Consider the following 12,765-nt stretch of genomic DNA (forward strand, 5'->3'; position numbering starts at 1 on the left):
TCCATACGCTGTGCACAGCATTTCGGAACTTGTACCTGCAAACACAGGACCGACGCCCACGGTAGTACATGCGTGGTGACAAATACGAGGAGAATCTTTGTGCACCCCAGCTCACCGGTAGAATCCGTGCGTGCCTGGTCGGTGGTTCAAACGGTCAAGCGCGCCACGTAACAATCCGTACTTGGAGTCCGCGCAAGCGGCCCTGACTGCTGCGTTTTTGGACGTGGAAAATCGCCGGAACGTCGTGGAATCGTCCTTTCAGGCGGCCGCGGCCGTCGAGCCGAACCCAAGTCTTAAGCAACAGTTCGACGCCGTGCTGACCGTGTGTGACGACGCGACGGCGGCATACCTGACTGCGACTGGCTCAGATGGCCACCCGACCAGCGGCAATCCGAGCTCGTACGACCCGATGGCAAACGTGCAACGTGCACAGCAACTTCTCGACTCGGCCGGCCGCAGTCTGGACCAGTTCTACAACCGCCATGGAGCAACCCTGCAAGCGGCAGCGGCGCGAGGGCAGGCCGTGTCTGCCGAGGCCGACTCCGCCGTTGCCGAAGCCGACGACGTTACGCGCAGATTGAAGCAAATCGACGATGCGTTGCGCGCCTACCCCTCCGTCCAGCGGGTCACCGATGAGCTCGCGGTGGCGTACTACGACCTGGAGGTGGCGCGCCAGGGACGTGACATTGCGAATGTGGGCGATCGCAGCCGGAAGCTGAAGGAAGTCGCACGCACGGTCGCAGAAACTCTCGACGCGGCACCGAAGCAGGGAGACAAGGCGCGCCACACGCTGGCGTCGCTGCGCACCCGATTGGATGCGTTGCGGAACCGGGTCGACAGCGTGGATGCCAACAGGTCGGCGCTGCTACGGGAGTTTCACGGCGACAGCTCGCTCGATCTGATCAACAACGGGACGAAGAGTCGCGATCACCTGAACCGCGCCGACTCGCTGCTCGCTCAGGCAGTCGCGGCCGTGCGAGAACGTGGACCGGAGGCGGCGCTGGAGCTGGCGGCACAATCGCGTGCCGAGCTGACCGCAGCCGAAGAACTCATCGATGCCGTCGCCGACAGGCTTGCCATGCTTCGCGAGCTACGCAAAGATCCAGCCAGCAGGGAACGCGACGTTCGTTTCCGGCTGAGGGACGCCCAGCGGTTAGCAGTCGACCGGGGTGTAGTGAGCGAATGGGGAAAAGCACTGGACGCTCAAGCGGCGCGTATCGACGCGATCGTGCAAGGGCTGGGTGGTCCACACCCGGACTACTGGGGCTACCACCGTGAATTGACGGACGTGTCAACGTTTATCGGCACGATCGTTTCCCGCATCCGGCAACGTTCGGCCAGATGAGCACCCCGCACACCCCTTCGGTAAAGGCGATCCGACACTTCCACCACCTGTCGGAGTCCGAACATGAGCGGCTGTTCGTTCACGCGCCCGAAGAGTTCACCGACGACTCCGATCGCGAACTGCTCGCCGTCGCTCTGGGCGCCACCCTCTACATACCGGCCGATCGTCCCGGACTTGCGACGACGGTGGCGCGGCGCGCCAATGCTGGTGTGTGCTCGATGGTGCTCGACCTCGAAGACGCCATTGACGAGGGCTCGGCCGGTACCGCACTGAGCAATGTGGTCGCGGTGCTCGATGAATTGGCCGAGAAGAAACAGGCGACGCGGGCAATGATTTTCGTGCGTGTCCGCAGCCCAGAATGTGTTGGTCAGATTGCAGGGGCCCTCGGTGACGGGCGAGATGCATTGACCGGCTTCGTGATCCCGAAGTTCTCCGCAGATGGTGGTGAGCGCGTCTTGCGGGAGGTTGCGGAGGCGGCGCGGGTGATCGGCAAGCGGCTGTACTGCATGCCGGTATTCGAGTCGCCGGCCTTGGCTTATCGTCAGAGCCGCGATGCCGAGCTGGCGGCGATCGCTGAAATCCTTGCGGCGTATCGGGATTCGGTGCTGGCGATCCGTATCGGGGCTACCGACATGTGCGGGCTGTTCGGCATTCGGCGCGACCGCGACCTGACCATTTATGACGTCCGAGTCGTCGCCGATGTGATCGGTGACATCGTCAACCGCTTCGGCCGGGCCGATGGCACCGGATTCGTGATCACCGGACCCGTCTGGGAATACTTCGCCGATCACGAACGCCTGTTTCGAACCATGTTGCGGACAACGCCTTTCGCCGAGCAGGACGCCGTGCGGTTCCGCGACAAACTGGTGAGCCGCCACCTCGATGCGCTGCTGCACGAGGTGAGCCTGGACCGCGCCAACGGACTGCACGGCAAGACGGTGATCCACCCGTCGCACGTGGCGGCGGTGCATGCGCTGGCGGTTGTGTCGCACGAGGAGTACCGCGATGCGACGGACGTGGCGGCCTCGGAGGAGAGCGGGGTGCGTCGCTCGGAGTACCGCAACAAGATGAACGAACCACGGCCCCATCGGATTTGGGCGCAGCAGGTGCTGCGACGCGCGCAGGTCTTCGGTGTCGCGCGCCAGGGCGTGTCTTTCGTCGATCTGCTGACGGTGCTTGCTGGCCGATGACCCCATCGTCATGGGCGACAAGGACGTTCGGTTTCGCTGTCCTCGACCGCGGTGACGTCGGCGCCGACTCGGTCACCGAACTGGTGTTACCCGGCCTGCGCCGCAACCCACGCCGCGCGCACTTGTTGGTTTCGCCCGTCTTGGGCAAGCACATCGCCGCGCCGCCGGCCGCGGTGATCGACGCCGGCAATCGGCTCGCCGCCTGCGTCCGGTCGGTGGTCGACGGTGACGTCGACGTGCTGGGTATGGCGGAAACCGCGACGAGCCTCGGACATTGCGTCGCTGACGGTCTCGATGCCGCCTTATACATCCACACCACCCGGCGGTCCGCCGCGCCCGAGCACATCTACGCCGGCTTTCAAGAAGGCCACTCGCACGCGACCGACCACACGCTGCAGCCCAGCGCCGCCGACCTGTTGGAGCAGGGGCGCCCGTTGGTCATCGTCGATGACGAGATATCAACGGGAACAACGGCATTAGCGGCGATACGGGCGCTGCACCACCGTCGGCCGCGATCGCATTACGTGGTCGCGTCCCTGGCGGATGTCCGCGAACCCGAGCGCGATGGCGCGGTCACCGAGACATCCGAGAAGCTCGGTGTACGCATCGACCATGTCAGCCTCGCAGCCGGGCGGGTGTCGTTGCCGGCCACGCTGATTGACGAGGTCAACGCGCTGCCGGCGCCCACGCTCAATACCCCGACCAGCCCACGACGGGGGACCGGGCACCGTATCGAGGTACCGTGGCCGCAGTCGGTCCCCGAAGGTGGGCGGCACGGCTTCCTTCGTTCTGACGGTCCTGCGTTGCAGAAGGCGTTGGAACCCGCGGCCGGCCGGATCGCCGAACATCTTGACGCTGATCGGCCGGTTTTGGTGGTCGGTCACGAAGAGTTCATGTATCTGCCGCTTCGGATCGCTGAAACACTCTCCGCTGCTGGCTATTCGGTGCTGTACCAGTCGAGCACTCGTTCGCCCGCCTACGTCCACGACGTCGCCGACTATCCGTTGCGCCGCGGATATCAGTTCAGTGCGTGCGAGCCCGGCGACGAGGCACCCCGGTTCTTGTACAACGGCTGGCCCGGCGCACAGTTGCTTCTGATGATTGATTCCGTTGCAGATACGTCGCGGCTGAACGAGTCCGGCGGTGTGGTGGATGTCCTGACCGGCGTGGGTTACGACGTGCTCGTCGGTGCGCTGCCGTGAAGCCCCTCACCGGGCCGTCATTCGGCTCATACGCACCCGACGAGGTGAGCTGGCTGCTCACCGACCTGTCCGCCGTCCAGTTGGAAGCCGACACCGTCGAGCGCGAGCGAGAGATTCAAAGCGGCCGAGCTCATTACGCCGAATCCCTGCCGATCGAATACCAGCCGGATCAGGACTACCGGGACCTCTTCACTGCGGTGCTCGCCGAAAGTGCCCGGCGACTGGCCGTCGCGGTGGGCATTGTCACCGAGTTGGTGCTGGCCGAGCGTGGCCGCGATCTGGTCTTCGTGTCCCTGGCGCGGGCCGGCACGCCCATCGGCATCCTGATGCGACGTTGGGTGCAGCACCGACACGGCATCGAGTCTCCGCACTATGCGATCTCGATCGTCCGCGACCGCGGGATCGACACGGTTGCCCTGGATTATCTTGCCGCTCAGCATGATCCGCAGAACGTCGTGTTCGTGGACGGCTGGACCGGCAAGGGCGTCATCACCCGCGAGCTGGGCGAGGCGTTACGGGACTACCGCGAGGCAACCGATGTCGTGTTCGTCGACGACCTGGCCGTGCTCGCCGATCCCGGGCACTGCGTGCGCACCTACGGAACCCGCGACGACTTCCTGATCGCCTCGGCGTGCCTGAACTCCACCGTCTCGGGTCTGGTTTCGCGCACCGTGCTCAACCGCCGCCTCCTGGCGCCCGGCGACTTCCACGGCGCCAAGTTCTATCGTGAGCTCGCCGAGGATGATCAGTCCGCTACCTTCCTCGACTCGGTCTCGGCGCACTTCGACGCCGTGCTCGAAGACGTCCGGGACGGCATCGCCGAGATCCGGGCCGGCGACCGGACGCCGACCTGGACCGGATGGGCAACCGTGGAACGGCTGCAACAGGAGTACGGCATCGCCAACACCAACTTCGTCAAGCCCGGCATCGGGGAGACCACTCGTGTCCTGCTGCGACGAGTCCCGTGGCGCATCGTGCTGCGTGATCTCGAGGAGCCCGCGCATCGACACATCCGCATGCTTGCGCAGGCCCGGAATGTGCCGATCGTGCACGACCCTGACCTGGCCTATGCGTGCGTCGGGCTTATCAAAGACATCGCAAGATGAGCGCGCTGATCGCTTCCGACCTGGACCGCACGCTGATCTATTCGGATCGTTCCTTCGGCGAGGCCGTCGAGCGCACCTGCGTGGAGATCTACGACGGGTCGCCGGTGTCGTTCATGACCGACCAGGCGGTGGCAGCGTTGCGCGCGCTCGCCGCTCGCTGCATCGTGGTGCCCGCCACCACCCGCACCATCGCGCAGTACCAACGGATCGAGCTGCCTGGCGGACCGTTCCGTCACGCGGTGACCAGCAACGGCGGCAACATTCTCGTCGACTCGGCAGCCGACCCCGCCTGGAGCGCGGAGATCGCCGCACGCATCAACGACGGCGGACCACCGCTCGATGAGGTCATCGCCGCCCTGCAAGCACGCGTCAGCCACGACTGGGTGCAGAAGCTGCGCGTCGCTGAAGACCTGTTCTGCTACCTGGTAGTGCTCGAAGACAGGCTGCCCGACGCGTTCCTCGACGACTGGGCCGGTTGGTGCGCAAGCCGTGGCTGGGTGGTCTCCCGGCAGGGGCGAAAGATCTACACGGTCCCCGAGGCACTCCGTAAGTCGCACGCGGTCGCCGAAGTACGACGGCGGCTCATTGACGACGGCAGCCTGACTGAAGACGCGCCGGTGCTGGCCGCCGGAGACGGGGCACTGGACGCCGATCTGCTTAGCTACGCTGACCACTCGATCCGGCCGGCGCACGGCGAGCTGCACGCGCTCGACTGGCGTGCTCCGGGCACCGCGGTGACCGCTTCCAGCGGCGCCCGAGCGGCCGAGGAGATACTGGCTTGGTTGGCAGATCACAGTGCGTCGCGCCTGCCCTGACCAGCGGTACTTCGGCGACTCGTAGGGTTGTCGGTGCACCGGGCGAGAATTTGCGGCATCGCTGCTGCGGTGTTAGCTCCTGTGACAGGATAGGCACAGGTTGTAGGGGCCGCGAGAGCCTGTAAGGGAGGCCTGGGAAGTGCGCTGTGGGCTCACCGTATAACCCGTTCGATTCGGGTGCCGCGGCGAATATCGGCGGCCCGAGTCCGAGCGGCTTTCCGACTCCCGGCGGCTTTCCGACTCCGGGAGGTTTCCCGGCTGCCGGCCCTACCCCGTCGGCGAGCGCTGCGCCGTTGACCATCGCCAAGCCGCCGACGAGTGTTCTTGCTGTCGGTGCCGCTATCGCGGTGGTTGGTGCGGTGCTGGCTGGGATCTTTTGGGCCAGCTGGATCGCCCTCATCGGTTGGGTACTCGCCGGCCCGGTTGCCATCGGCGTCCTCGCTTTCTACGTTGCCCAGGACACTGCACGTCGCGCGGAGCCGGTCTACTTGCGCCCGGACTGGCTTGGCATGGCCTATGCCGCGGTGGCCTCGCTCGCGGTGATAGGCATCGTGGTGTCGTCGCTGAGCGTCGCCTTGTGGGTGGGCCGGCTGTGAATCGCATTCGCAACTTTGCCGCCGTCCTGGCGATATTGGTTGTCTCGGTTGCCCTCGCATCGCCGGCAGCGGCCAAGCCCGCCGAAACGGGTGCCGACCGGTTCGGCGGCTGCCTGGCGGCCCAGAAGACCGGCCAGATCCTGCTGATGATCGACGAGTCGGGGAGTCTGCAATCCACCGATCCGCAACACAACCGCGTGACCGCTGCGAAATACCTGGCCCGCAAACTCTCGCAGTTCTCCGGCGACTCCGGAATCAATCTCGACATCGCCGTCGCCGGTTTCTCCGATGACTATCACCCCGTGGTGGGGTGGACAAAACTCGATGCAGCCAGCTTGCCCGCGGTGGAGTCCGGCATCGACGGCTTCAAGAATCGCGACAGCGGGATCGATACCGACTATTGGTTGGCCCTCGACGGTGCCCGGTCGTCGTTGGGGAGTGCCGCAAAACCAGGCAACGGCAAACCGTGCCAGGCGCTGGCATGGTTCACGGACGGAAAGTTGGACTTCACCCAGCGGAACGCCACCAAGCCGTACGCGCCGAACACCAACCTGAACTCTCAGGCCGGCATCGACGCGACGATCAAGGCCGCTCAGGAAAGCATCTGCCGTGACGGGGGACTGGCCGATCAACTGCGGTCGTCCAATATCGTCACCCTCGCAATCGGACTGGCGCCCACGCCCGAGTCGAACTCAGATTTCGACCTGCTCAAGGCGATCGCGACCGGTCAGCCGACGGGTTCGGTGACTTCGTGCGGAGCGATCCGTAGCCCCACACCCGGCGATTTCTATCTGGCGCAGAACATCGACGACCTGCTGTTCGCGTTCGACAAGTTCACCACCCCGGGACAGCCGCCGATCGAGAACAGCACCGGGGCCTGTGCCCGGGTGATCTGTGAGGAGGGCAAACACCGGTTCGTGCTGGACCGTTCGGTGCGCAGCGTCAGCGTGCTGGCGTCAGCCGATCGGTCCGGGCTGGTTGCCTACTTGGTCGCGCCCAACGGTTCCCCGACAGAGTTGAAGGGCGGGCCGACGACGGCCGACGTAGGTGGCGTCAAAGTCGATTACCAATCCGAGGGTGGCAGGTCGGTATCGATCCGCATGACCAATTCCCAAGCGCCGCAATGGCAGGGCGTCTGGGCGGTGGTCTTCGTCGATCCGGTCGGTGACGGAAACGCCAAAACCCGCTCGAGCATTCACATCTCCGGTGACCTCTATCCGGCTTGGCCGGGTGCCGGAAAGTCCGCCCTGCACAGCGGGGACAAGGATGCATCATTGACGTTCGGCCTGGTGGATGGCCATCAGTCGCCCGTCGACCCTGCGACCCTGCCCGGTAAGGCCGTGTTCTCCGCCGTCCTGACCGATGCCAAAGGCGCCGAACACCCCGTCGCGGTGGACATTGCGAAGGATCGCATCACCACCCCGCAGGTCATCGATCTCTCCCAGGTCCCGCCCGGTGCGGCCACACTCCACCTGACGCTGGACATCACCACCGCCGACGCGCGCGAACCCAACGGCAACCTGGTGCCCGGCACTGCGCTCGCATCCCAACGGGTCGACCTGTCCGTCACCGTGGTTCCTCCGGTCGGCTATCCGAAGATCGGCGACCGTATCGATTTCGGCGTGCTCGAAGGTGACGGTACCTTCAACGCGAGCCTCGCGGTCACCGGACCGGGATGTGCGTGGGTGCCGCGCGACGGAGCGGCGACCATTGCCGCGTCTCCCGACGGGGTCGGCAAAGTGACCCTGGACTCGACTGCGGATTCGACGGATAACTGCAAGAAACTGGCCGAGAACCAACAGGCGCCGCTGCCGGTCGCGATACACATCCCGTCCAAGGGCAACGGCGTGATCAACGGCACCGTCCGAGTCATGGTTGCCCCGGCCGAAGGTGGCCGCGGACCTGTCGCCGTCGACGTGCCGTTCACCGCTTCACTGCACAAGCCGTTGAACACGACGAACTTCCTCCTCACGCTGCTGGTGGCGTTGATCCTCGGCCCGGGAGTGCCGCTGCTGCTGCTGTACCTCTCGAAGTGGCTCATCACCCGGATACCCGCCAAAGCCCTGCGGGCGCAACAGATTCCGGTCCGAGTATCGGGTGCATCGGTGCTGCGGGAAAACGGTCCGTTCGCGGTACGCGACGGTGAGTTGGTGAATCTCGTTCAAGGACTGGACAAGCCGGCCCGGCGGCTGGATCTCGGCGGTATCACCTTGCGCACCCGGATCGGTCGGTCACCGTTCGGCGCGGGCTTCGTCGTCGCGTCCGCGCCGGGCCGTGCCGGAGCCGCCGGGAAATCAGCAGCCATGCACGGCAAGACGCCGGACGCGAAACTGCCTCTGGCGGTGCACAACACCTGGTTTGTGTTGCGCGACCCGGCGGGCCCGCCTGACGTCGCCACCGTGGTGCTGCTGGTCGGCGGTGATGCGGGTGCCCAAGTCATCGACCGGCTTGTCAGTGAGGTCAACGCGTCGCTGCCACGGGTGCTGTCCGACCTCGTCGCCAAGACCGTTGCCAATACGAAGACGGGCACGAAGCCGCCGCCTTCGTCGGAAGTGCGCAGCGACAACCCGTTCGAGCCCGCAGGGTCTTCGGCCGCCAGCAATAACCCGTTCGCTCCGGGCGGCGGGAGCCAGTACGGACAGTCCTACCCGCCTAGCAGCAATCCGTTCGGCGCCGGTGCCCCGCCGAGTGGCGGTCCGTTCTCGCCCGGCCCGCCGTCGCGTGGGTCGCAGTATGGGCAGCCGTCGCGAGAGTCGAACAATCCGTTCGACTCCGGTGGTTCGCCGAATCCGTTCGGGCCCAGCGGTTCTCCGGGCCCACCTCCGCCGCCAGGCGGCGGTGACCCAACCAACCCGTTCAGGTGACCGGCTGCACCGCTTGTGGCGGCAGGTCCCCACAAGTCGGCTGCGCGACCAAGGAGGATTAGCAACGAATGCGTAAGTTCCTCGTCGTTGGATGCGGCGGTTCCGGTGGAGCCACGCTGGCCTACATGATGGATCAACTGCACTCCGACCTCGCCGACCACGGCGTGACGCGGATTCCGCAGGGCTGGCAGTTCGTCCACCTCGATGTGCCCACCTCGCCAACTCCGGTCCGCAATATCGGCACGGTGCGCGATCAGGGCGGCGTCTACGTCGGTACCGGACCACAGAGCGATAGCTACAAGGTGCTCGACGGCGCACTGTCCCAGCAGTTGATCGGCCGGCAGGCTCTGGACACGGTCGCCACCTGGGCGCCCCGCGAGCCCGAATCGGTGCACGTACCACTGAGTACCGGTGCGGGCCAGTACCGGACCTTGGGCCGGATCATCACGCTCAGCCAGGTCGGGCGGGTCCGCGAGGAACTCCAGCGAGCGTGGGACCGGCTATTCCTGAACTCGACGGACTCGGAGATGCGGGGGCTTTCGCTTCCCGGTGCCGGTGCCTTCGACCCGAATGACATGCCCATCGTGCTGGTGGTGTCGTCGATGGCCGGTGGCGCGGGTGCGTCGATGGCGCTGGACATCTGCCGGGTGCTGACCATGGTCTCGGGGCTAGACCCGCGCCTGATGGGCGTATTCATGGTCGCCCCAGACATTTTCAGCAGCCTGCCCGATTCGGCCGTTACCGGTGTGCGCGCGAACGCGCTGGCGATGCTGGGTGAGATCGTGGCAAGCCAGATCGGTGCGGCCCGCGAGCACGATGTCGCATTGTTGCGCGCGCTGGGCCTGGAACACGGTGAGGGTGAACTGATTCCGTTCGCCCGGGTCTTCCCAGTCGGTCGCCACGTCGGCGCACAACGCACTGTTTTCGGCGACGGCACACCCGATGCCGTCTATCGCGGATTGGGCCGCGGCCTGTCGGCGTTGATGCTGTCGGGCCAGGCGACACAGCAGTTCGTGGAATGGGATCTGACCAACGGCGCCGGGGTAGCGGGGAACCGCCACTACCTCGGGTGGGGCAACAAGCAGTGGACCAACTTACCTTGGGGCGCTTTTGGTTTCGCCAGCCTCAGCATGGGCCGCGACCGGTACAAGGAATACGCGGCGCAGCGGCTGGCGCGAAGCAGCACCGACCAATTGCTGCGTGGACATCTGCAGTCGGACAATCTGGCGTCCGACGAAGAGCAGGTCAACGCGATCCTGGACAACCAGTGGCCGAACATCTGCGCTGAGCTGGGCCTGCCGCTGGCGGGCGCGGGGTCGGTTGCGTCGTGGTTGATGGGTGGGGTGTTGCAACGCCACGATGCCGCCCAACAGGCGGTGGCCATCGTCGACGGGACGGTCCGCCGCGACATGCCGCAAGGGGGCGGTGTCGCCGCCGCGCAGTGGACTGATCGGGTGCGCCGGGTGCTCGCCGATCACCGTGACAACCTGCTGGCCGGATCCCGCCAGACCGCCGAGTTGGTGGCGTTTCGGTGGCAGGACCATTTCGTTGCCCGACTGGAGGCCGCGACGATCGCTGCCCTGGGCGACAAGGGGTTGCCGTACGCCACCGGCCTGGTCAAACGGGTGCGCCGCCAACTGCAGGATGTGGTGGTGCCGAGCGGTGCCGAACTGCTGCGCCATGCCCCGGGTGCCCGCATCGGGGAGGTCTCCGAGGACGCGAAACCCGTTCTCGCCGCACTGAAAGGCACCCTGGCCAACAGCTCCGAGGTATTGGAGCGAGTGCTGAGCGGCACTGTCGCCAACGTCCAGACACAGATCTATGCGCAGTTGGCCGACCAGGTCAGCAAAGCCTCCGCCGCACTGACGACCGAAGTGATCGACCAGTTGGTGTCTGCGCTGGACGAATCGCAGACGTTGCTGCGCCGCACGGTTGCCGAGCCGGCCCGCGAGCTGGGCTTGGCTTTTCTGCAGACCGACGAATACGCCGCATGGCCCTCGGAGGACGACGACGCGGTGGCAGCACGGTTTTCTGAGGCCAACAACGAAGTCATGCTCACCAGTTCGGCGCACTTCAAGCAACGCTATGAAAGCGATCTACCCCAGGCCGTGGGCACCGACGCGGGTACCCGTCACGCCTTCGAAGAAGGCATCCGTCGGGCGGTCTGGCATGTCATCACCGGTCGCTGGACGACCGTCAGCGGTACCCGCGCACCCGCCGACGACCAGCCGGTGGTGGAGCGCACCACGGCATGGCGTTCCAGTGTGTTCCCCCGCGATCCGGAGACGGGTGAGTCGCTGATCGCGCAACGCGCCCGCTACGACGTGCACACCCGTCCTCCCGAGTTGCTCTCCCGGGCAAGGAAATTCGTTGCGCGCGCCGGTGAGTCGTTCGACCGGTTCTGCTCGGTGTCGCTGCGCGAATTCGTGCTCGGCGCGGACAACCCGCCGGAATCGGAGATGGCCTACCGCCACCGCGACATCGTCATCAAATTCGGTGAGGCACTGAGCCTTGCCCGTCCGTTGGCCAGCGTCAACGAGAAAGCCATGCAGGCGATCCACGGTGCCGCCCAAATGGAATACCAGTACAAATTCTCGGCGATCCCGTTCAAGGACAACCGGGTCGCCGACGATCTGGCCGCCGCGCTGCGCGAACAGCCACGCATCGACAAATCCAGCGCGGATGCGCTCGCGCGTGCCCTCAACGATGAAGGAAAACTCAAGCGGATCAACATCTTCGGCTCCTACCCGAACTATTCGCCGCTGGCCTACACCGCGGTGATCTCGGAGGCCTCGCGGCAATGGCAGGCCGCCTCGCCGTCACAGCGCAGAGCATTCTGGACAATGCGGCGCGCTCGGCCGCTCACCGCGGCGCTGCCTATGCATCCCAGTGAACGGCTGGCCTGCGTCTCGGGCTGGATTCTGGGGCGCGCCATCGGTTTCATCCACGTTCCCAGCGAACCGGGAGCACAGCCAGCCCAGGTGTGGAGCACCGAGGAACGGCGCTGGCTGCCGTTCCCCAACCCCCTACTCACGCCACCGTCGGAGTTCCTGGCCGGCTATGACTGGCTGCCGGCCATCCTCGAGTCGTTCCTGATCGCGATCGCCCAGTCGCATCAGCCGCCGGTGATGTCCTCGCTGCTGCCCTACATTGCGCTGCGCCAGATCTATGACGAGTCCCCCGAAGACCCGGTATCGGGGATCCACTCGCTGGCGGCGAAGCGGCATTTGACGCAATTCCTGCGCACCGGAAACACCGAAACCGGCGTGGAATCCGTCGTCGACGGAACCGGACCCGGCGTCAGCGTCGACGAACGTGCCGCAGCTGTCGAGAACTATTTCAACCAGTTCAACGAATTCACCGGTCACCACTACATGGCGCCCGGCGAAGGCGCGACGCCCGGTAATCGCGGGGCTGCCGGTGGCGGATCCTTCTCGACGATCACGGTGCGCGCGCAGGCCGCGACCACGCCGATATTCCGGGACCTGGCCCCGGATGTTTTCGCCGCTACCCGCAAACTCATCGGCTTGGTCGCCGAATGTGCCGAGGCCGCTAAGAGACCCGTCACACACGACCCCGGTACCCAGCAGCCCCCAACCGGGCCTAGCGGCAACGCCTTCGAAATACCGGCCGGCGGGAACTTCTGA

The 12,765-nt window shown here is 65.7% G+C and carries 8 protein-coding genes; all 8 read left to right on the forward strand.

Annotation, left to right across the window (positions count from 1 at the left end):
- Positions 1 to 181: 181 nt before the first annotated feature.
- The 8 genes from ACZY1I_RS16970 to ACZY1I_RS17005 all read left to right on the forward strand — a co-directional run bounded on the left by ACZY1I_RS16970 (position 182) and on the right by ACZY1I_RS17005 (position 12,765).
- Positions 182 to 1,345: a hypothetical protein gene (locus ACZY1I_RS16970; RefSeq protein ID WP_463755590.1), complete on the forward strand. Its 1,164-nt coding sequence runs from the start codon at positions 182 to 184 to the stop codon at positions 1,343 to 1,345.
- On the forward strand, positions 1,342 to 2,535 hold the full coding sequence (locus tag ACZY1I_RS16975) for an HpcH/HpaI aldolase/citrate lyase family protein (protein ID WP_463755591.1): 1,194 nt from the start codon (positions 1,342 to 1,344) through the stop codon (positions 2,533 to 2,535). Before ACZY1I_RS16970 ends, ACZY1I_RS16975 begins: the two co-directional genes overlap by 4 nt.
- Positions 2,532 to 3,737 (forward strand): phosphoribosyltransferase family protein, encoded by a 1,206-nt coding sequence (locus ACZY1I_RS16980; protein WP_463755592.1) that lies wholly within the window; start codon positions 2,532 to 2,534, stop codon positions 3,735 to 3,737. Before ACZY1I_RS16975 ends, ACZY1I_RS16980 begins: the two co-directional genes overlap by 4 nt.
- Positions 3,734 to 4,843, forward strand: coding sequence for a cysteine protease StiP family protein (locus ACZY1I_RS16985; RefSeq protein ID WP_463755593.1), 1,110 nt, complete (start codon positions 3,734 to 3,736; stop codon positions 4,841 to 4,843). Before ACZY1I_RS16980 ends, ACZY1I_RS16985 begins: the two co-directional genes overlap by 4 nt.
- Positions 4,840 to 5,658 (forward strand): HAD family hydrolase, encoded by an 819-nt coding sequence (locus ACZY1I_RS16990; RefSeq protein WP_463755594.1) that lies wholly within the window; start codon positions 4,840 to 4,842, stop codon positions 5,656 to 5,658. Before ACZY1I_RS16985 ends, ACZY1I_RS16990 begins: the two co-directional genes overlap by 4 nt.
- Positions 5,659 to 5,804: 146 nt before the next feature.
- Positions 5,805 to 6,254 (forward strand): hypothetical protein, encoded by a 450-nt coding sequence (locus ACZY1I_RS16995; RefSeq protein ID WP_463755595.1) that lies wholly within the window; start codon positions 5,805 to 5,807, stop codon positions 6,252 to 6,254.
- The gene (locus tag ACZY1I_RS17000) at positions 6,251 to 9,118 is read left to right on the forward strand and encodes a vWA domain-containing protein (protein WP_463755596.1); all 2,868 of its coding nucleotides are present in this window, start codon (positions 6,251 to 6,253) and stop codon (positions 9,116 to 9,118) included. The genes ACZY1I_RS16995 and ACZY1I_RS17000 overlap by 4 nt, the downstream gene beginning before the upstream one ends.
- A 68-nt stretch (positions 9,119 to 9,186) precedes the next feature.
- A complete protein-coding gene (locus ACZY1I_RS17005; RefSeq protein WP_463755597.1) occupies positions 9,187 to 12,765 on the forward strand; it encodes a tubulin-like doman-containing protein in 3,579 nt (1,192 codons plus the stop codon).

This window comes from Mycobacterium sp. IDUB_37, from assembly GCF_055419245.1.